General features: G+C 68.4%; 18 protein-coding genes and 4 tRNA genes. 9 read left to right on the forward strand and 13 right to left on the reverse strand.

Features of this window, described 5'->3' with window-relative positions; translation table 11 throughout:
- Positions 1 to 179 precede the first annotated feature (179 nt).
- On the forward strand, positions 180 to 1,793 hold the full coding sequence (locus tag EL493_RS00105; protein ID WP_030201193.1) for an MFS transporter: 1,614 nt from the start codon (positions 180 to 182) through the stop codon (positions 1,791 to 1,793).
- A gap of 78 nt (positions 1,794 to 1,871) precedes the next feature.
- On the opposite strand, the gene rplA is transcribed toward EL493_RS00105, so the two are convergent.
- From rplA to EL493_RS00155, 10 genes are all read right to left on the reverse strand, one after another.
- Entirely contained in the window at positions 1,872 to 2,585 is a 714-nt protein-coding gene (gene rplA / locus EL493_RS00110) for a 50S ribosomal protein L1 (protein WP_019049396.1), read from the reverse strand.
- Between the two features lie 79 nt (positions 2,586 to 2,664).
- Positions 2,665 to 3,099, reverse strand: coding sequence for a 50S ribosomal protein L11 (gene rplK / locus EL493_RS00115; protein ID WP_019049397.1), 435 nt, complete (start codon positions 3,097 to 3,099; stop codon positions 2,665 to 2,667).
- A gap of 240 nt (positions 3,100 to 3,339) precedes the next feature.
- Positions 3,340 to 4,134 carry a transcription termination/antitermination protein NusG gene (gene nusG, locus EL493_RS00120; RefSeq protein ID WP_019049398.1) on the reverse strand — a complete coding sequence of 265 codons (795 nt, stop codon included), beginning with the start codon at positions 4,132 to 4,134 and terminating at the stop codon, positions 3,340 to 3,342.
- Positions 4,135 to 4,246: 112 nt separating this feature from the next.
- Entirely contained in the window at positions 4,247 to 4,624 is a 378-nt protein-coding gene (secE, locus tag EL493_RS00125; RefSeq protein WP_019049399.1) for a preprotein translocase subunit SecE, read from the reverse strand.
- A gap of 108 nt (positions 4,625 to 4,732) precedes the next feature.
- Positions 4,733 to 4,805 (reverse strand) — tRNA-Trp (locus tag EL493_RS00130).
- Positions 4,806 to 5,017: 212 nt separating this feature from the next.
- A complete protein-coding gene (locus EL493_RS00135) occupies positions 5,018 to 6,091 on the reverse strand; it encodes a fused (3R)-hydroxyacyl-ACP dehydratase subunits HadA/HadB (protein ID WP_019049400.1) in 1,074 nt (357 codons plus the stop codon).
- Between the two features lie 144 nt (positions 6,092 to 6,235).
- A complete protein-coding gene (rpmG, locus tag EL493_RS00140; RefSeq protein WP_019049401.1) occupies positions 6,236 to 6,406 on the reverse strand; it encodes a 50S ribosomal protein L33 in 171 nt (56 codons plus the stop codon).
- A gap of 36 nt (positions 6,407 to 6,442) precedes the next feature.
- Positions 6,443 to 6,518 (reverse strand) — tRNA-Met (locus EL493_RS00145).
- Between the two features lie 58 nt (positions 6,519 to 6,576).
- A tRNA-Thr gene (locus EL493_RS00150) sits at positions 6,577 to 6,649 on the reverse strand.
- A 231-nt stretch (positions 6,650 to 6,880) separates the two neighbouring features.
- Positions 6,881 to 6,963: transfer RNA gene (locus tag EL493_RS00155), tRNA-Tyr, on the reverse strand.
- Between the two features lie 175 nt (positions 6,964 to 7,138).
- Here EL493_RS00155 and EL493_RS00160 point away from each other — a divergent pair.
- Entirely contained in the window at positions 7,139 to 7,630 is a 492-nt protein-coding gene (locus EL493_RS00160) for a YajQ family cyclic di-GMP-binding protein (RefSeq protein ID WP_019049402.1), read from the forward strand.
- A gap of 120 nt (positions 7,631 to 7,750) precedes the next feature.
- Here the strand turns inward: EL493_RS00160 and htpX are convergent, their stop codons facing one another.
- Both htpX and EL493_RS00170 read right to left on the reverse strand, forming a co-directional pair.
- The gene (gene htpX / locus EL493_RS00165; protein WP_022566195.1) at positions 7,751 to 8,617 is read right to left on the reverse strand and encodes a zinc metalloprotease HtpX; all 867 of its coding nucleotides are present in this window, start codon (positions 8,615 to 8,617) and stop codon (positions 7,751 to 7,753) included.
- A gap of 37 nt (positions 8,618 to 8,654) precedes the next feature.
- Complete coding sequence (locus tag EL493_RS00170) at positions 8,655 to 9,677, reverse strand: polyprenyl synthetase family protein (protein ID WP_030201198.1); 1,023 nt, start codon at positions 9,675 to 9,677, stop codon at positions 8,655 to 8,657.
- Between the two features lie 145 nt (positions 9,678 to 9,822).
- On the opposite strand from EL493_RS00170, the gene EL493_RS00175 reads away from it, so the two are divergent.
- From EL493_RS00175 to EL493_RS00185, 3 genes are read left to right on the forward strand one after another with little or no spacing between them, the layout of a single operon-like run.
- Positions 9,823 to 11,088 carry a geranylgeranyl reductase family protein gene (locus tag EL493_RS00175; RefSeq protein ID WP_019049405.1) on the forward strand — a complete coding sequence of 422 codons (1,266 nt, stop codon included), beginning with the start codon at positions 9,823 to 9,825 and terminating at the stop codon, positions 11,086 to 11,088.
- 51 nt (positions 11,089 to 11,139) lie between these two features.
- Complete coding sequence (locus EL493_RS00180; protein WP_019049406.1) at positions 11,140 to 11,604, forward strand: helix-turn-helix transcriptional regulator; 465 nt, start codon at positions 11,140 to 11,142, stop codon at positions 11,602 to 11,604.
- Positions 11,605 to 11,613: 9 nt separating this feature from the next.
- A complete protein-coding gene (locus EL493_RS00185) occupies positions 11,614 to 12,030 on the forward strand; it encodes a VOC family protein (RefSeq protein ID WP_019049407.1) in 417 nt (138 codons plus the stop codon).
- Positions 12,031 to 12,071: 41 nt separating this feature from the next.
- Here EL493_RS00185 and EL493_RS00190 read toward each other — a convergent pair whose 3' ends face one another.
- Positions 12,072 to 12,569 carry a DUF2505 domain-containing protein gene (locus EL493_RS00190; RefSeq protein ID WP_019049408.1) on the reverse strand — a complete coding sequence of 166 codons (498 nt, stop codon included), beginning with the start codon at positions 12,567 to 12,569 and terminating at the stop codon, positions 12,072 to 12,074.
- 24 nt (positions 12,570 to 12,593) lie between these two features.
- Between EL493_RS00190 and EL493_RS00195 the strand changes: the two genes are divergently transcribed.
- The 4 genes from EL493_RS00195 to EL493_RS00210 all read left to right on the forward strand — a co-directional run bounded on the left by EL493_RS00195 (position 12,594) and on the right by EL493_RS00210 (position 19,412).
- Complete coding sequence (locus EL493_RS00195; protein WP_019049409.1) at positions 12,594 to 13,034, forward strand: DUF3592 domain-containing protein; 441 nt, start codon at positions 12,594 to 12,596, stop codon at positions 13,032 to 13,034.
- 72 nt (positions 13,035 to 13,106) lie between these two features.
- Positions 13,107 to 14,249, forward strand: coding sequence for a glycosyltransferase family 4 protein (locus EL493_RS00200; RefSeq protein ID WP_022566193.1), 1,143 nt, complete (start codon positions 13,107 to 13,109; stop codon positions 14,247 to 14,249).
- Between the two features lie 102 nt (positions 14,250 to 14,351).
- Positions 14,352 to 14,996: a demethylmenaquinone methyltransferase gene (locus tag EL493_RS00205; protein ID WP_019049411.1), complete on the forward strand. Its 645-nt coding sequence runs from the start codon at positions 14,352 to 14,354 to the stop codon at positions 14,994 to 14,996.
- Positions 14,997 to 15,182: 186 nt separating this feature from the next.
- A complete protein-coding gene (locus EL493_RS00210) occupies positions 15,183 to 19,412 on the forward strand; it encodes a bifunctional nitrate reductase/sulfite reductase flavoprotein subunit alpha (protein WP_019049412.1) in 4,230 nt (1,409 codons plus the stop codon).
- Position 19,413: the final 1 nt, after the last annotated feature.

The following is a 19,413-nucleotide window of genomic DNA, read 5'->3' on the forward strand; positions in this document are numbered from 1 at the left end:
ACAGGTCGATGACCGGAGTCCACTGTACCTGCACCCACCCCTATCTGCCAAAACGGGTCTCGGCCACCCCCATTCGCCGAATTCGGAGTGACCCAGGTCACTTCCATCGGCACTTGTGGCCGGAATCCCACCGAGAAGGTGTTACGAAGGGTGACAGTAATCTGCTTCACTCGGAAACTATGGCAACCTCCATAGTCGCTCCATCAGTGCTGCTGGACCGGCGTCCGCAGCGCTTCCTCGCGCTCCTCGTCATCTGCCTGGCCGAATTGCTGGTGGTGCTCGACAACACCATCGTCAATGTCGCCCTGCCCTCGATCGGCGTCCAGCTCCAGACCGGGGTGTCCGGCCTGCAGTGGGTCGTCGACGCCTACACCCTCACCTTCGCCGGACTCCTGCTCGCCGCGGGCAACCTCGGCGACCGCTACGGCCGCAGGCGGATCATGGTCGTCGGCCTGATCGGCATCGCGGTGATGTCGGTCGGCGGCGCGCTGGCCGGCTCGATGACGCAGGTCATCGCGGCTCGCGCGGCCATGGGCGTCTTCGCCGCCGCCGTCTTCCCGGCCACCCTGGCCCTGATCATCAACATCTTCACCGACAAGCGCGAACGCGCGCTCGCCATCGCCGCCTGGACCGCGATGGCGGGCTTCGCCATCGCCATCGGCCCGATCTCGGGCGGCTGGCTGCTCGAACACTTCAGCTGGCACTCGGTGTTCTGGATCAATGTGCCGGTGGCGCTGGTCGCGCTGGTCGCGACGCTGATCTGGGTGCCGGAATCACGCGCCGAGCAGGTCGGCAGGCTGGATCTGCCCGGCATCTTCCTCTCGATCGCGGGCATCACGCTGGCGGTGTGGGCGATCATCGAGGCGCCGCACAACGGCTGGCTCTCGCTCACCACCCTGTGCACCGCGACCCTCGGCGCCCTGCTGCTCGCCGCGTTCGTCGTCTGGGAATTGCGTTCCGCCGCACCGATTCTCGATATGCGACTGTTCCGGAATCGCCGATTCTCGTTGCCCGCCCTGGCCATCGCGATCGGGTATTTCTCGATGTTCGGCTTCCTGTTCCTGATCACCCAGTATTTCCAGGGCGTGCGCGAATACACGCCACTCGAATTCGGTATCGCGTCTTTGCCTTTCGCGTTCTCGGTCGCGATCGGCGCGCCGGTGGCGACGCTGCTGGCACAGCGCGTAGGCACGACCGCGGTCCTGGTGATCGGCCTGCTGCTCACCGGGCTCGGGCTCTATCTCGGCGGCCAGGTCACCGTGGACAGCACCTACCTGATCGGGGTGCTGCCGTCGATGGTGTTCATGGCGCTGGGCCTCGGCATCGTGCAGGGCCCGGCGACGGAATCGATCATGTCCTCGCTCCCGCTGGACGAGGCGGGCGCGGGGTCGGCGGTCAACGACACCACCAGGGAGATCGGCGGCACCCTCGGCGTCGCCGTGCTCGGCTCCATCGTGGCCTCGTACTACACCAGCCGGATCGGTTCCAGAATCGACGCCATCCCGGTCGGCATCATGAACGAACGCGAGAAGGAACTGGTCAAGGCGAGCCCGCTCAGCGTGCTCGAACTGCGCAAACGCGAACTGGCCCCGTTCTTCGAGACCCAGCGCGAGAACCTCATCGTCGCGATGAAGTCCGCGACGCTCCAGGGCGCGCACGCCGCCTCCCTCGTCGCCGCGGGCGCGGTGCTGGTGTGCGCGATCATCGTGGCGATCTTCCTGCCGTGGAAACCGCAGGGCGGCGATTCGGTGCTGCTCGGCTGGCGCACCAAGACCGACGACGACCAGAACTGACCCGGAAAAACCGCGAGGGTGGGAACGCAGTGCGTTCCCACCCTCGCGGTCGATCAGGAGCTACCTGTCAGGAGAAGCTCACGCATCCTCGTCGAGGAGGTTGCGGGTGCGGTTCGGGTCCACCGGGATGCCCGGTCCGGTGTTGGTCGAAACCGTGATCTTCTTGACGTAGCGGCCCTTGGCGGTCGACGGCTTCACACGCAGGATCTCGTCCAGCGCGGCACCGTAGTTCTCCACCAGCTTGGCATCGTCGAACGAGGCCTTGCCGATGACGAAGTGCAGGTTGGCCTGCTTGTCGACGCGGAAGTTGATCTTGCCGCCCTTGATGTCGTTGACGGCCTTGGTCACATCGTTGGTGACGGTGCCCGTCTTCGGGTTCGGCATCAGACCACGCGGGCCCAGGACACGCGCGATGCGGCCGACCTTGGCCATCTGGTCCGGGGTGGCGATCGCGGCGTCGAAGTCCAGCCAGCCGCCCTGGATCCGCTCGATCAGGTCCTCGGCGCCCACGGCGTCGGCACCGGCGGCCTCGGCCTCGGCGGCCTTCTCGCCGGCGGCGAACACGATGACGCGGGCGGTCTTACCGGTGCCGTGCGGCAGGTTGACGGTGCCGCGGACCATCTGGTCGGCCTTACGGGGATCCACGCCGAGACGGACGGCGACCTCGACGGTCGCGTCGGTCTTGGTGGTCGCGGTCTCCTTCGCCAGGCGCGCGGCGCTCAGCGGGGAGTACAGCTTGTCGCGATCGACCTTCTCAGCAGCGGCGAGATACGCCTTGCTTCGCTTTGCCATGATTTTCTGTCCTTAATGTGCTGGTGTCAGATGTGGTTTCCGGGCCTGGCCGGCCCTCCCACATGGAGCGAGAGTTCGCTCAGCCCTCGACGGTGATACCCATCGAACGGGCGGTACCGGCGATGATCTTCGCGGCCTGATCGAGATCGGTGGCGTTGAGATCCTCGGCCTTGGTCTTGGCGATCTCCCGGACCTGGTCCATGGTGACCTTGGCGACCTTGGTCTTGTGCGGCTCGGCCGAGCCCTTCTGCACACCGGCGGCCTTGAGCAGCAGACGCGCGGCGGGCGGGGTCTTCAGCTTGAAGTCGAACGTCCGGTCCTCGTACACCGAGATCTCGACCGGGATGACGTTGCCACGCTGCGACTCGGTCGCGGCGTTGTACGCCTTGCAGAACTCCATGATGTTGACGCCGTGCTGACCGAGCGCGGGGCCGACCGGAGGAGCCGGGTTCGCGGCGCCGGCCTGGATCTGCAGCTTGATGATCCCGGCGAGCTTCTTCTTCTTGGGGGGCATCTTTCTTCCTTGGGTTTCGGGTTCCTTACGGTTGCCGTAAGCCTGTTGCGGGATCGCTCCCACGCCGGGTCCAAACCCGGCATTCGCGCACGACCACGACGCCGGGCGGAAAACGCCTGGCGCGGGTCTACACACGAACTGTCACACTCTACCGAACCGCGACACGGCCACCGCGGGCGGGGAGGGTCCACCAACGACAACGGCACCGCCGAAGCGGTGCCGTCGCGAAGCTGGTTCGAACTAGATCTTGGAGACCTGGGTGAAGTTCAGCTCGACCGGGGTCTCACGACCGAAGATCGAGACGAGCACCTTGAGCTTCTGCTGCTCGGCGTTGACCTCGCTGATGCTGGCGGGCAGCGTCGCGAACGGGCCGTCCATCACGGTCACCGACTCGCCGACCTCGAAGTCGACCTCGATGATCGGCTTGGCCGAGACCTCGCCGGTGGACTCGGCACCGGTCGACGACGTCGCCGCCGCGGCCGCCTTCTTCTGCTGCGCACCGGCCGGGACCAGGAACTTCACGACCTCGTTGATGGTCAGCGGGGTGGGCTTGGCGCCGGGGCCACCGCCGGTCATACCGACGAAACCGGTGACGCCGGGGGTGTTGCGGACCGCGCCCCACGACTCGTTGTTCAGTTCCATCCGGACCAGGATGTAGCCGGGCAGCACCTTGCGGTTGACGTGCTTGCGCTGGCCGTTCTTGATCTCGGTGACCTCTTCGGTCGGCACCTCGACCTGGAAGATGTAGTCCTCGAGGCCGAGGTTCTGCACGCGGGTCTCGAGGTTGGTCTTGACCTTGTTCTCGTAGCCGGCGTAGGAGTGCACGACGTACCAGTCGCCGGGGACACGCCGCAGCTTCGCCTTCATCGACTCGACCGGGTCGGCGTCGGGGTCTTCCTCGGTGGCGACTTCCTCGACGACGGCGTCGTCGGCATCAGCGCTCTCGGTGGTGGCCTCGACCTCGTCGGTGGCGGTCTCCGCCACGGCGTCGTCGACCGGGAACTCGTCGTTTGTTTCGTTCTCCGGGGTGGTCACTGAGGCACTCGCTTCCTGTGTCGTCACTACATCCTCTGGGCCGGGTCGGTGGCGCGGAGCGCACACTCCGCCGTTCCGGCCCGGGATCGGCTACCGGCGTCGGTGTCGGCGATCAGCCGAACAGCCAGTCGACACCCTTGATGAACGCCGTATCCAGCCCGAATATGAACGCGACCATGAAGACCACGAACACCAGAACGACGGCCGTATACGTGACCATCTGCTTCCGGTTGGGCCAGATCACCTTACGCAGTTCCGCGATGACCTCTCGCAGGAACTTGATCAGCCGCTTGAACGGGTTGCCCGCCTTGGCCTTGTCGGCCGACTTGTCCGACTTACGTGACGGTCGGTCCAGCGTGGCCACCGAACCGGTGTCGGTCGAAGCGTCCGACGTGCGCGCACGGCGAGCTGTCCGCTTGCCGCTCGGCCGAGTGGCAGCGGCGGTGGTGTCGTCGCCGTCGTCGGCGCGAGTATCCCGCTCGTCGCTCACGTCGTCTCCTCGCTTCGCTCGGACCCGCCGTGCGCGAAGCGCGCTGGCCTGATGGCTCGCTCGCTTCGCTCGCTCACGTCGATCCTTCCTCGTCGCTGGCATTCAGGGCAGGGGCGACAGGACTTGAACCTGCAACCTGCGGTTTTGGAGACCGCTGCTCTGCCAATTGAGCTACGCCCCTTCGGTTGGACCAACCCGGACTGTTACGTCTGAGCTGTGGATGTCCAACCACAGTCGATATTCATTTATCGAGCTCTGGTGTCACACAACATGCGCGCCGCTTCCGTGGGGATCAGATCCCCGGGAAGATCAGCGCGCAGCAGCCGGTGACCCCAGAGTCCCGAGTGTACGTTACCGCGTGCCGAATCCGCCAATCCGGGACAGCCGACCAGGTCAGGACAGCTGAACGGTTGCCGTGGCGCGCCCGAAGATCTTCTTGCCCGCCGATTTCGCCGTGATGGCGACGACGGCGGTCCTGGCCTCCGGATCGACCGATTTCACCTTACCGGTGAACTCGACCTCGGCCGGGGCGTCCGCGCCCACGTAGACCGGGCTGGTGAACCGGACGTTGTACTCCTTCACCGCGCCGGGATCGCCGAGCCAGGACGTGACGAAACCGCCGCCGAGACCCATGGTGAGCATGCCGTGCGCGACCACGTTGTCCAGGCCGACCAGCTTGACGATCTCGTCGCTCCAGTGGATCGGGTTGGCGTCGCCGGACACGCCCGCGTAGTTCACCAGGTCGCCCCGGGTGAGCCGGACGGTGCGCGGCGGCAGTTCGTCGCCGGCCGCGATGCTGTCGAAGGCCAGGGCGCGCGTACTGACGTACGGCTGAGGGTCCCGGGTGACCGGGTCGGGGGTGATCTCCGCGTGCGCGTCCAGGGGCACCTGCCGCTCGGGATCCTCCTCGCCGAGGCCGTGCATGAGCACGCCGCGCACCGCGTCGGACATGGTGGGATCGATGTCACCGCCGCTGCGGCCGATGAGGGTGGTGTAGGTGGTGAGCACCAGCTCGTCGTCCTGCGCGGTGACGATGTTCTTGGTGACGATGATGTCGCCGCCGAACGCCTGGCGGAACGAATGCAGGTACACGTCGCAGGTGAGCTGGTCGCCCACCCGGATCGGGCGGTGGATCTCCAGGATCTGGTCGGTCTGCATGATCTGGCTCAGGTCGTAGCCGGTGACGATCTGCTCGAACAGCTTGCGCTGGGCCAGGATGCCGACCAGGGAGATGAAGGTGAGCGGGGCCACCAGGCCGTCGTGGCCGTACTCGCGCGCGACGTCTTCGTCCCAGTGCACCGGGTGGTAGTCCTGCACGGCGCGGGCGTATTCGCGCACCTTCTCGCGGCCGACCTCGTAGAAGTCGTCGACGCGGTAGTGGTGGCCGACCATCGACGCCGCGTGCGCGGCGGGATCGAAGGGCGCGGCGGCTGCGGCGGATACCGCTTCGTCAGTTCCGGTGTTCACTGTCACACCCTGGACCTTACTCACACGTAGCCGATCACAACGCCGTCCGGGGGTGTAATCACCCGGCCGCCGACGGGCCCGTTCCGGCCCGGAAACGCACAAAGGCCGGACTCTCGTCCGGCCTTCGGCAAATGCTGTGGTGAATCAGCGCGACTCGCGGTGCGCCCGGTGGGTTCCGCAGTTCGGGCAGAACTTCTTCAGCTCGAGGCGGTCCGGGTCGTTGCGCCGGTTCTTCTTGGTGATGTAGTTGCGGTGCTTGCACTCTTCGCAGGCCAAGGTGATCTTTGGCCGGACATCGGTGGACTTCGCGGCCACGATATGCCTTCTTTCCGGTCTGGGCTGAGTCGTTATTGGTAGCGATGGCCGGACTTGAACCGGCGACACAACGATTATGAGTCGTTTGCTCTACCGACTGAGCTACACCGCCACGGCGGACCTATTACGGTGGGCCGGCGGGAAAGTCGGCAACCACCGGCAATCCGGCGAGCCCCCTAACGGAATCGAACCGTTGACCTTTTCCTTACCATGGAAACGCTCTGCCGACTGAGCTAAGGGGGCATGACTACGTGGCACAGAGTCTGTACCGGCGAACCGGTCAGGCTGACTCCGTGCTCCGGCGTCCTGAACGAGATTACACACTACCCCGCAGCACTACCAAATCGCCTGATCAAGGGCCGTTTTTGGGCATCTAGGCCGACAGCATCGCACGGGCGCACGGTATCGAGCGGCTCCAGCCCTGCCCCGGATACCAAAGAACCCCGCCGATCTGATGATCGACGGGGTTCGATGTGGCAGATGTAGGATTCGAACCTACGTAGGCTTTCACCGACAGATTTACAGTCTGCTCCCATTGGCCGCTCGGGCAATCTGCCTTGTGCGCCGTTTCCGGTGCGCTGAGCAGCTTACAACGAACCCACACCCACAATGCAAACCGCCTGCACAACGACCCTGCGAGCACGGTCGGCGAGGGGATGCGGGTACAACTGTCTCGGCGGCCGGTACACGCCGGTCCAACCGTTGTCAGACCCTGAGGGACAGGAGCGCAGTGTGGCCGATTCGTCATTCGACGTGGTGAGCAAGGTCGATCGCCAGGAGGTCGACAACGCGCTGCATCAGGCGGAGAAGGAGCTGAACTCCCGCTACGACTTCAAGGGCACCGACGCGGCGATCGCGTGGTCGGGCGAGGAAGCCATCGTGCTCACCGCCAACGCCGAGGAGCGGGTGAAGGCCGCGCTCGAGGTGTTCAAGGAGAAGCTCATCCGCCGCGACATCTCGCTGAAGGCGTTCGACGCCGGCGAGCCGCAGGCCTCGGGCAAGGTGTTCAAGATCACCGGCACGCTGGTGCAGGGCATCGACGCGGAGAAGGCCAAGAAGATCTCCAAGAAGATTCGCGACGAGGGCCCCAAGGGCGTGAAGGCGCAGATCCAGGGCGAGGAGCTGCGGGTGAGCAGCAAGAAGCGCGACGACCTGCAGGCCGTGATCTCCCTGCTCAAGGGCGAGGACTTCGGGATCGCCCTGCAGTTCGTGAACTATAGATAATTTGGCGGCTGGCGCCGCGGGTTTTCGGCCTGGTGACCTCGCCGCCGAGCAGCGATACTTCGCCTTCGGCGTTACGTCTCGCTACTCGGCGGCGAGGCGGCCGAAAACGTGGTGGTCACCTCAGTGGTGACGGTGGGTGCCGCCCGCCATCTCCTCGAGTCGCTTGATGCGCTCGTCCATCGGCGGGTGCGTGCTGTACCAGCGCGCGATGCGGTCGCCGGCGCGGAACGGGTTGGCGATCATCAGGTGCGATTCGCTGGTGAGTTTGGGGTCCGGCGGCAGCGGGGCCACCTGGACGCCGCGTTCGATCTTGCGCAGCGCCGAGGCCAGGGCCAGCGGGTCGCCGGTGAGTTCGGCGCCGGACTGGTCGGCCTGGTACTCCCGGGAGCGCGACACCGCCATCTTGATCAGGCCCGCGGCGATCGGGCCGAGCAGCGACACCAGCAGCACGGCGATGATGTTCGGGCCCTGACCGTCCCTGCTGCCGAACGAACTGGCGAAGAAGGCCATATTGGCCAGGCCGGTGATGATCGAGGCCATGGCGCCCGCCACCGACGAGATCAGGATGTCGCGGTTGTAGACGTGCGACAGCTCGTGCCCGAGCACCGCGCGCAGCTCCCGCTCGTCGAGCAGTTGCAGAATGCCGCTGGTACAGCACACCGCGGCGTGCCGGGGATTGCGGCCGGTGGCGAACGCGTTGGGCGCGTTGGTCGGACTGATGTAGAGCCGCGGCATGGGCTGCCTGGCCGTCGTCGCGAGCTCGCGCACGATCCGGTACATGACCGGCGCCTCGAGTTCGCTGACCGGTTGCGCGTGCATCGCCTTCAAGGCCAGCTTGTCGCTGTTGAAGTAGGCGTAGGCGTTCATGCCGACGGCGAGCACGACCGAGATGATCAGGATTGTCGGGCTGCGGAACATCGCCCCGATGGCGACGATCAGCGCCGACAGCCCGACCATCAATCCAAACGTCTTGATCCCATTGGGCATGGAGGTAGAACGTGTGTGCAGCTGGGATAGTTCCTGCTCAGCCTACCCGTTCGATGGTGTAGCGGACCAGGCGGGTCAGTGCCTCGTTGGCCGGGCCCGCGGGCAGGGCGCTCAGTTCGGCGTCGGCGAGGTCGGCGTATTCCTGGAGCTTGGCCTTGGCCTTGGCCATGCCGGGTGAGCGACGCAGCAGTTCCAGCGCCTCGTCGACCTCGGCGTCGGTTTCCAGGGGGTGGTCGAGCAGCGTGCGCAGGCGGTCGCTGTCGGGGCCGGACTCGCGCAGCGCGTAGAGGACCGGCAGGGTGTGCACACCCTCGCGCAGATCGGTGCCGGGGGTCTTGCCGGACTGCTCGGCCGAGGACGAGATGTCGATGATGTCGTCGGAGATCTGGAAGGCGGTGCCCACCGCGTCGCCGAGCCGGGCCAGCCGTTCGACGTGCTCGGGGCCCGCGCCGGAGAAGGTGCCGCCGAACCGGCCCGCGGCCGCGATCAGCGACCCGGTCTTCTCCCAGACCACGCGCAGGTAGTGCTCCACCGGATCCTGGGACTGCTTGGCGCCCATGGTTTCCCGCATCTGGCCGGTGACCAGCTCGGCGAAGGTCTCGGCGATGATGCGGACCGCGTCGGGGCCGAGGGTGGAGGTGAGGCGGGAGGCGTGGGCGAACAGGTAGTCGCCGGCCAGGATGGCGATGTTGTTGCCCCAGCGCGCGTTGACGCTCACCGCGCCGCGCCGCTGCGGCGCCTCGTCCATGACGTCGTCGTGGTAGAGCGTCGCCAGGTGCACCAGCTCCACCACGGTGCCCGCGGTGACCAGCGCCGGATCGGTGGGATTGGGGCCGAGCTGACCGGTGAGCACGGTGAACAGCGGACGGAACCGTTTACCGCCGGCGCGCGCCAGGTGCAGCGCCGCTTCCTGCAGGAATTCCTCGCCGTCGGAGAGTTCGTCGACGAGCAGTTTCTCGACCGCGGCCAGGCCGTCGCGCACGGTGGCGGCGAGTTCGGGATCGACGAGATCTACCCCGGCAACCACGGTGCTCTCGTCGCTCACAGCCGATGTGCTCATTATCTTCTCCCAGCGATGCGTCCGACCCCGACGGGTAGCAACCTAGCGTGTTCCGGCGCCAGGGCCGATGAACACGGTCACACAGTGACTATTCCCGGTGTACCCGACACTCTCGCACAGCGGCCGGGGGTGCCAGTATTGAGCCATGGGTTCACCGGATCTCACCCCCGCCGACCGCGCTCCGCTGCCCGCCACCGTCGAGGTGCTCGTCGTGGGGGCCGGGCCCGCCGGGTCGGCGTCGGCGGCCTGGGCCGCCAGGGCCGGACGCGATGTGCTGCTGCTCGATTCCGCCGTCTTCCCCCGGGACAAGACCTGCGGCGACGGGCTGACCCCGCGCGCCACCGCCGAGATGGAACACCTGGGTCTGGGCGAGTGGCTGCGCGCGCACACGGTGAACCACGGCCTGCGGATGGCAGGATTCGGCCGGGAAGCGTTGCTGCCGTGGCCGGGCGGGTCGTTCCCGACCTACGGGAGCGCCGTCCCCCGAACCGAACTCGACGACAAGCTGCGCGAGACCGCGATCAAATCCGGCGCGCGGATGGTCGACGGCGCGAAGGTCACCGAGGTACTGCGCGACGGCGAGCGGGTCACCGGGGTGACGGTGCGGATCGGCGAGGCCACCCACACCGTGCGCTGCCGAGTCCTGGTGGTGGCCGACGGCGTCCGCTCCCCCATCGGCAAGCAGCTGGGCCGCACCTGGCATCGCCGCTACGCCTACGGCACCGCCGCGCGCGCCTACATCAAGTCCGGCCGCAGCGACGACCAGTGGATCTCCTCGCACCTGGAACTGCGCAACGCCGCCGACGAGCTGGTCCCCGGCTACGGCTGGATCTTCCCGCTGGGCAACGGCGAGGTGAACATCGGCGTGGGTTCGCTGGCGACCGAGCAGCGGCCCTCGCACATCGCGCTCAAGCCGCTGATCGAGCACTACACCCGGCTGCGGCGGGAGGAATGGGAGCTCGAGGGCGAGCTGCGTGCCGTCGCCTCGGCGCTGCTGCCGATGGGCGGCGCGGTGTCGAACGTGGCCGGGGTGAACTGGGCGCTGGTCGGTGACGCCGCGGGCTGCGTGAACCCGCTCAACGGCGAGGGCATCGACTACGGCCTGGAAGGCGGGCACATGCTGGCCGGGCTGCTCGACGAGCCCGATCTGAGCACGGTGTGGCCGCGGCTGCTGCGCGAACGCTACGGCCGCACCTTCTCGGTGGCGCGCAGGCTGGCGGGGCTGGCCACCCACACGAAGATGGTCCCGCTGGGCGGTCCGCCGGTGATGCGGTCGAAGTTCCTGCAGCGCACGGCCGTTCGGGTGATGGGCAATCTGGTCACCGACGAAGACGTCGACCTCACCGCCCGCGCCTGGCGGGCCGCGGGCCGGGCCTCGCTGCGTTCCGACGAGCTGCCCCCGTTCTCGTGAGCCGATGACCGCCCGCCGGACGATCCACGGCACGGCCCCCAGCGCGGGGCCATGGTGAGCGGCACCGCGCGACGTCCGGTCCTGGCCCTGTTGCCGCATCTGCGCCGGGCGCGCGACCTGATCGACAAGCGCTACGCGGACCCGCTCGAGCTGGACGAACTCGCCCGGGCCGCCGGGGTGTCGAAGTACCACTTCTTGCGCGCGTTCGCCGCCGTCTACGGACGTACGCCGGTGGCATATCTGGCCGAGCGGCGGATCGAGCGGGCGCAGGACCTGCTGCGGGCGACCAATCTGACCGTCACCGAGGTGTGCATGCTGGTCGGGTACTCGAGTCTCGGCTCGTTCAGCAGCAAGTTCCGGCAGCTCGTCGGGGTGACACCGAGCGAATACCAAGCTCGGTTCGCCGACGGCGCGCCACACATTCCGGGCTGCTACGTCTTCATGCACGGGCTGTCGGACCGGGTCCGGCGCGACACCGCAATTTCGGAGAAGCCGAGCGGCCCCGACCCGTCCTAGCCTCGGATCATGACGACGATCACGAACGTTTCCCTGGTCACGGTGTATGTGACCGATCAGGATGCCGCCAAGCAGTGGTACCTCGACAAGCTCGGCTTCGTCGAGACCGCGGATGTGAGCATGGGCGACAACGGGTTCCGCTGGGTCACCATCGCCCACCCCGACCACACCGAACTCGAGGTCACCCTGATGGTGCCCGGCCCGCCGCTCACCGACGACCTGGCCGACGCCATCCGGCGCGCCCTCGCCGATGGCACCCACGGTGCCCTCGGACTGCGCACCGCGGACTGCCAGAAGACCTTCGAGGAGCTCACCGCCAAGGGCGTGGAGTTCGTTCAGCCGCCCGCGGCGCGACCGTATGGGACCGAGGCGATCATCCGGGACAACTCGGGCAACTGGCTGGTTCTGGTCGAACCGAGCGCCTGAGCCGTGGGTGCCGCCCGGCGATACGGGCGGCACCCGGGCCGTCACTTCGTCGCGAAGCGGCTCTCGATGAACTTGCGCTCGCTGTTGAGCACCCGCTGGTGCAGCTGCTCGGCCAGTGGCTCGATGGCGCCGCCGACCAGCGGCACCTTCACGGTGACGGTGCCGACGACCTCGATCTCACTGCCCTCGGCGGTCGGGCGCAGTTCGTAGGTGCCCGACATCTCGGTGTTGATGCCACCGGTGCGGCCGGTGAAGCTGCCCTTGGCGACCTCGCCCTGCAGCGGCTGCCAGTTGTCGGTGCGGGAGAGCACCAGATCGCTCTTGAGAACTTTGCGCACCAGGCCGGGAACCTTGTCCTGACCCGGCGTTTCGGTCATATGGAGGCGAATGGAACCCGGTCCGTCGGGATGGGAGAGTTCCAGGGTCGCGGTCTCGGCGGAGGCGAATCGCTCCTGCCAGACCGCATCGTCGACGAGTGCCCGGTGAAGATCTTCGACCGGGACTGCGTAGGGCACGGTGAAGCTGAATTTTCGGGACATGGCGGCAACGGTACTGTGTGCCGGGTGTCGGATGTGAGCCTGTCGGACCGGCGGTCCAAGCGCCTGCGACGGGTGCGCGCGACCGTGCTGGCCGTGGCCACCGTGATCAGCGTGATGATGGTGCTGCTGGTACTCGCGGCCTGGCGCAACGACTTCGAGATCGAGCATCATCGCGGCACCACCTCCGGGGAGGTGCTCTCGGCGGGCAGGCTGCGCTCGGCGGTCATGTACGTGACGCCCGACAGCGTCACCCACAATCCGAAGGTCGGCATCCTGTACCCGACCAATCTCACCGCGGGTCAGCGCATCAATGTCGAATACAGCACGCGTGATCCCGACCTGGTGCGGGTCGCCGGGCGCGATGCCAGGGTGGCGATCATCCCGGCGGCGTCGGTGATCGTGGTGGTCTGGGCGGTGGCGCTGCCCGTGCTGTGGCTGATCCGGCGCAAGCGGCGCGAGGCGTAACTTTCCCTGCTGTTCGTCCCGGCGTCACGTCGGTGTGGGGCGCTCGCGCGGTCCGGCGGTCAGGCTGGGACGGTGCGCGTAGCCATCGTTGCGGAGTCCTTCCTGCCGAACATGAACGGCGTCGTCAACTCGGTGTTGCGGGTGCTCGACCATCTGGACGAGCACGGACACGAGGCGATGATCGTGGCGCCGGACACGCTGCGCGGCGTCGCGCCCGCACCCCGCTTCCACGGCCGATTCCCGGTGCACCGGGTGCCCGCGATGATGGTGCCGAAGGTCAGTTCGCTGCCGGTGGGGCTGCCGCAGCCGGGCATCACCGCCGCGATCGCCGCCTTCGACCCAGATGTGGTGCACCTGGCCTCGCCGTTCCTGCTCGGCGCGGGCGGCCTGGCCGCGGCGACCCGGCTGGATCTGCCCTCGATCGCGGTGTACCAGACCGATGTGGCCGGATTCGCGAAGAGTTACGGGCTGGGCCTGGCCACCCGGGCGGCCTGGGCGTGGACGCGCCGGATCCACGAGGGCGCGACGCGCACGCTGGCACCGTCCTCGGCCGCCGCGCAGGACCTGGCCGACCACGGCATCCCGCGGGTGCACCGCTGGGGCCGCGGCGTCGACATCGGCCGGTTCGACCCCGCCGCCCGCAGCGACGCACTGCGCGCAAGCTGGCTGGGCGCCACGGACAAGCTGGTCGTCGGCTTCGTGGGCAGGCTCGCTCCGGAGAAGCACGTGGAACGGCTGGCCGCGCTGGCCGGTGACCCGTCGATCCAGCTGGTCGTGGTCGGCGCCGGGCCGGAACGGGCGCGGCTGGGCAGGCTGCTGCCGAACGCGGTGTTCACCGGCGAGCTGGGCGGGACCGAACTGGCCACGCACTACGCCAGCCTCGATGTGATGGTGCATCCCGGCGAGCACGAGACCTTCTGCCAGGGCGTGCAGGAGGCCCTGTCCTCGGGGGTCCCGGTGATCGGGCCCGACGCGGGCGGGCCGCGCGATCTGATCGCGCACTGCCGCAACGGATACCTGCTGCCGGTGGACCGGTTCGCCGAGCTGCTGCCGAGCGCGGTGTCGGCACTGCGCGATCCCGGACAGCGCGCACGGTTCGCGGCGGCGGCCCGCAAATCGGTGCTGCACCGCACCTGGCCGGCCATCTGCGCCGAGCTGATGACGCACTACACCGATGTGACGGGGATCCGCCACCGATTGCCGCGCTCGGCCTAGAGGCGCGCGAGCGCGGGCGGATAAGCTCGATTCGTGGCGACAACAGAGCAGCGGGAACCGATTCGGGCTTCGCTGGACAAGCAACCCCACGAGGTCGCGTCGATGTTCGACGGAGTGGCCAAGCGCTACGACCTCACCAACACGGTCATCTCCGCGGGCCAGGATCGATACTGGCGGTGGGCGACGCGACGCGCGCTCGGGCTGCGTCCCGGTGAGCGGGTCCTCGACCTGGCCGCCGGTACCGGCGTCTCCACGGTGGAGCTGGGCAAGTCCGGTGCCTGGTGCGTGGCCGCCGACTTCTCCCAGGGCATGCTGTCCGCGGGCCGGTTCCGGCAGGTGCCGATGGTGGCGGGCGACGCGATGGCGCTGCCGTTCGCCGACGACTCCTTCGACGCGGTGACCATCTCCTTCGGCCTGCGCAATGTGGCCGACATCGATCTGGCGCTGCGCGAGATGCTGCGGGTGACCAAGCCGGGTGGCCGGCTGGTGGTGTGCGAGTTCTCCACCCCGGTGTTCGGGCCGTTCCGCACGGTCTACATGGAGTACCTGATGAAGGCGCTGCCGCGGGTGGCGCGCGCGGTCAGCTCGAATCCGGACGCGTACGTGTACCTGGCCGAGTCCATCCGCGCGTGGCCGAACCAGCGCAGGCTGGCCCGGCGGGTGGCCGACGCGGGCTGGGATTCGGTGCAGTGGCGTGACCTCACCGGTGGCGTGGTGGCGTTGCACCGCGGCTACAAACTGGGCTGACGCACCCGGATGTCCCGGGGTGAGTCCCGTCACCCCGGGCCGCCGCGTCACCGTGCCCGCCCACCGGAATGCGCCCTGATCAGGGCCGATATTCACGGCGCGACCTCACAGGGAAAATTCTGACGTGTGAGGTCGATTGTCACCTGGACATAACGTTCGGTAAATCGAGCGCAACGACAGGTGCGGATGATCGGAGCCATGACAGGAGCTGACTTCCGCGACGCGGACACTGTGCGGACACAGTGTTCGTACTGCGGCGTCGGCTGCGGCATCAGCGTCCAGACCAAGACTGATCAGTCGGGCGCGCGGTTGATCGCGAAGGTCAGCGGCGACAAGCTGCATCCGGCGAACGCGGGCAGGCTGTGCACCAAGGGCGCCACCCATGCCGAGATGATGGCCGCGCCGGGTCGCATGGAGACCGCCTATCACCGCCCCGAGCGCGGCCAGGTGCCCGTGCCGCTCCCGGTCGACGAGGCCGTCCACGAGACCGCGGCCCGGCTGCGCGCGATCCTGGACGAGCACGGCCCCGACGCCATCGCCCTCTATGTCTCCGGGCAGATGTCGCTGGAGGCCCAGTACCTGGCGACCAAGCTGGCCAAGGGCTACCTGCGCACCAAACACATCGAGGCCAATTCGCGGCTGTGCATGGCCAGTGCCGGCACCGGCTACAAGCAGTCGCTCGGCGCCGACGGCCCGCCCGGCTCCTACGACGACTTCGAACACGCCGACCTGTTCTTCGTCTCCGGCGCGAACATGGCCGACTGCCACCCGATCCTGTTCCTGCGGATGGCCGAGCGGCTCAAGGCGGGCGCCAAGCTCATCGTGGTGGACCCGCGCCGCACCGAGACCGCGGCGCGCGCCGACCTGTTCCTGCAGATCGCGCCCGGCACCGACCTGGCACTGCTCAACGGCCTGCTGCACCTGCTCGTCGCCGACGGCGCGATCGACGCCGGCTTCATCGCCGAGCACACCGAGGGCTGGGACGCCATGCCCGAGTTCCTCGCCGACTACCCGCCCGCCCGGGTCGCCGAGCTGACCGGGCTGGCCGAGGCCGACATCCGGACCGCGGCCACGATGATCGCCGAGGCGGGTGAGTGGATGTCGCTGTGGACGATGGGACTGAACCAGTCCACCCACGGCACCTGGAACACCAACGCCCTGGTCAACCTGCACCTGGCGACCGGCGCCATCTGCCGCCCCGGCAGCGGTCCGTTCTCGCTCACCGGCCAGCCCAACGCCATGGGCGGCCGCGAGATGGGGTACATGGGCCCCGGCCTGCCCGGTCAGCGCAGCCTGCTCTCCCCCGCCGATCGCACCTTCGTCGAGACCGCGTGGGACCTGCCCGCGGGCACACTGCGGACCGAGGCCGGCCCCGGCACCATCGACATGTTCCGCGGGCTGGCCGACGGCGAGATCAAAGGCGCCTGGATCATCTGCACCAACCCCGTCGCCACCGTGGCCAACCGCAAGACCGTGATCGCGGGGCTGGAAGCGGCCGAACTGGTGGTGGTGCAGGACGCCTACACCGAAACGGCCACCAACGCCTACGCCGACCTGCTGCTGCCCGCCACACTGTGGGCCGAAGCCGACGCGGTGATGGTGAATTCGGAACGCAACGTGACGCTGCTGCGGCAGTCGGTGGACCCGGTCGGCGACGCGCGCCCGGACTGGCTGCTGATCGCGCAGGTCGCCACGGCCATGGGCTTCCCCGGCTTCGACTTCGCCTCCAGCGCCGACGTGTTCGACGAACTGCGCCGCTTCACCAACCCGGCCACCGGCTACGACCTGAGCGGCATGAGCTACGACCGGCTGCGCGAGGGCCCGATGCAGTGGCCGTGCGCCGACGCCGAGACGCCGCGCAACCCGATCCGCTACGTCAACGACGGTGTGCACCAGCCGCTGCACACGGCCGCCGACGGCACCGTGCCGCGCCTGGCCTTCGCGACCCCGAGCAGGCGGGCCGTGTTCTTCGCGCGCCCGCACCTGCCCGCCGCCGAGCTGCCCGACGACGACTATCCGTTCCTGCTGAACACGGGCCGCCTGCAGCATCAGTGGCACACCATGACCAAGACCGGCAAGGTCGCCAAGCTGACCAAGCTCAACGGCACGCCGTTCGTCGAGGTGCATCCCGACGACGCGCAGCGCCTCGGCCTCGCCTCCGGCGATCAGCTCGAGATCGCCTCGCGCCGCGGCCGCGCCGTGCTGCCGGTGCAGATCAGTGATCGGGTTCGTCCCGGTGATTGCTTTGCTCCTTTCCATTGGAACGACGAACAGGGCGAATATCTGACGATCAACGCGGTCACCAACGACGCCGTCGACCCCGCCTCGCTCCAGCCGGAGTTCAAGGCGTGCGCGGTGGCGCTGCGCCGGGTGGGCCCGGCCACCGCGCCCGAGCAGGCACCGGCCCAGCCCGTCCAGCTGCCCGCGCAGCCGGGCCCGCACCCGCTGGCCGGGATCCTCGGCCTGGACGCGGGCACCGCGCCGACGCTCAGCGAAACCGAACGCATCTACCTCGGCGGCTACCTGGCCGCCCTGCAATCGCTGCCGGTGACCGGCCAGCCGGTGCTACCGGCCGGCGCACCGCTGTCGGCGCAGTCCCGGCTGTGGGTCGACGGGTTGCTGGCCGGCATGTACTCACGCACGGCGGCCGACCCCGCCACCGAGCCCACGCCCGCCGCCCCGGTGACCGTGCTGTGGGCCTCCCAGACGGGCAATGCCGAGGAGCTGGCGGCCACCGTCGCCGCACGCCTGTCGGCCGCCGGCTTCCTGCCCACGCTGCTGGACATGGATTCCTGCGAACTGTCCGCGCTGACCGGCGACATCCTCCTGGTCACCAGCACCTTCGGCGATGGCGGCCCGCCGGACAACGGCGCCGACTTCTGGACCCGCCTCGAGGACAGCATCGTCCGGCTCAACGGTGTCCGCTACGCGGTGTTCGCCCTGGGCGACTCGTCCTACGACGACTTCTGCGGCCACGGCCGCAAACTCGACCGGCTCTTCGCCGAACGTGGCGCCAAGCCGCTGGCGGCCCGCGTCGACAGCGAGCCCGATTTCGCCGACGCCGCCGACCGCTGGCTCGACGAGGTGCTCGCCGCACTCGGCAGCGCCGCCCCGGACGACTCCACCGCGCCGGACGAGCCCGGCTCCGGCGGCCTCGGTTCCCCCGCCCCGCAGCCGGTGTCGGGCCCCACGCTGCCGCAGCCTGCGGGCCGTGGCGGAGCGATCGTGCTGGAACGCCCACTCGCACCCACCCCCACCCCCGCACCCGCCCGCGCCCAGCGGTCTGCACCCGCACCGTTCACCCGCCACTCCCCGGTGCGCGCGACGCTCATGCGCAATGAGATCCTCAGCTCGCCCGGCTCGCCGAAAGAGGTGCGCCGCTTCGGTTTCGACCTGCACGACCTGGACGCCAGCTATGAGGTCGGCGATTCGCTCGGCGTGCTGCCCGCCAACGGCCCCGAGCTGGTCACCGAGTGGCTGACCGCCACCGGCCTGGACGGTCGCCGCGTGATCGAACTCGACGACCGTGAACTCACCCTCACCGAGGCGCTGCGGTCGCACTACGACATCACCAAGGTGAGCCAGGACCTGCTCGGCTTCATCGCCGAACGCAACCCACACCCCCAGCTGGCCAAGCTGCTGCGCCGGGACAACCGCAACGAGCTCGCCAACTATCTGTGGGACCGCCAGGCGGTGGACGTGCTGCGTGACTTCCCGGTGCGCACCGACCTGGTCGACTGGCTCGGCACGCTGAAAAAGCTGCAGCCGCGCCAGTATTCGATCTCATCGAGCCCGCTGACCACCCCGGACGAGGTACAGCTGACCGTCGGTGTGGTTCGCTACGGCGAACCGGCCGGCGACACCGCGCGCCGCGGCGGAGTGTGCTCGACCTTCCTCGCCGATCGGGCCGGCGCCGAGGTGCCGATCTTCCTGCAGCGCGCACCGCATTTCCGGCCGCCGCTGGACCCGAACGCCCCGATGATCATGGTCGGTCCGGGCACCGGCATCGCTCCTTTCCGTGGGTTCCTGCACGAACGCCGGGCCGTCGGGGCGACCGGACGCAACTGGCTGTTCTTCGGCGACCAGCACGCCGCCCAGAACTTCTACTACCGGACCGAACTCGAGGACATGTTCCGTTCCGGCTTCCTGACCCGTCTCGACCTGGCCTTCTCCCGTGACCAGCGGGAGCGGATCTACGTGCAGCACCGGATGATCGAGCACGGCGCCGAGCTGTGGTCGTGGCTGCGCGAGGGCGGCTACTTCTATGTGTGCGGTGACGCCGCCCGGATGGCCAAGGACGTCGACGACACCCTGCTGAAGATCGCCCGGATCCACGGCAAGCTGGACGAGGCGGGCGCCCTGGCCTTCAAGAAGCAGCTCGTCGCCGAGAAGCGCTACGTCCGCGACGTGTACTGAT

Source organism: Nocardia asteroides (assembly GCF_900637185.1).
In the GTDB taxonomy this organism is placed as follows: domain Bacteria; phylum Actinomycetota; class Actinomycetes; order Mycobacteriales; family Mycobacteriaceae; genus Nocardia; species Nocardia asteroides.

What these genes read in the sequence shown, in the direction of transcription:
- EL493_RS00105 (WP_030201193.1), top strand. Translation starts at nt 180, where the DNA reads ATGGCAACCTCCATAGTCGCTCCATCAGTGCTGCTGGACCGGCGTCCG.
- EL493_RS00175 (WP_019049405.1), top strand. Translation starts at nt 9,823, where the DNA reads ATGGGTTCACCGGATCTCACCCCCGCCGACCGCGCTCCGCTGCCCGCC.
- htpX (WP_022566195.1), bottom strand. Translation starts at nt 8,617, where the DNA reads ATGCCCAATGGGATCAAGACGTTTGGATTGATGGTCGGGCTGTCGGCG.
- EL493_RS00210 (WP_019049412.1), top strand. Translation starts at nt 15,183, where the DNA reads ATGATCGGAGCCATGACAGGAGCTGACTTCCGCGACGCGGACACTGTG.
- EL493_RS00180 (WP_019049406.1), top strand. Translation starts at nt 11,140, where the DNA reads ATGGTGAGCGGCACCGCGCGACGTCCGGTCCTGGCCCTGTTGCCGCAT.
- rplA (WP_019049396.1), bottom strand. Translation starts at nt 2,585, where the DNA reads ATGGCAAAGCGAAGCAAGGCGTATCTCGCCGCTGCTGAGAAGGTCGAT.
- EL493_RS00170 (WP_030201198.1), bottom strand. Translation starts at nt 9,677, where the DNA reads ATGAGCACATCGGCTGTGAGCGACGAGAGCACCGTGGTTGCCGGGGTA.
- rplK (WP_019049397.1), bottom strand. Translation starts at nt 3,099, where the DNA reads ATGCCCCCCAAGAAGAAGAAGCTCGCCGGGATCATCAAGCTGCAGATC.
- EL493_RS00205 (WP_019049411.1), top strand. Translation starts at nt 14,352, where the DNA reads ATGTTCGACGGAGTGGCCAAGCGCTACGACCTCACCAACACGGTCATC.
- EL493_RS00190 (WP_019049408.1), bottom strand. Translation starts at nt 12,569, where the DNA reads ATGTCCCGAAAATTCAGCTTCACCGTGCCCTACGCAGTCCCGGTCGAA.
- EL493_RS00185 (WP_019049407.1), top strand. Translation starts at nt 11,614, where the DNA reads ATGACGACGATCACGAACGTTTCCCTGGTCACGGTGTATGTGACCGAT.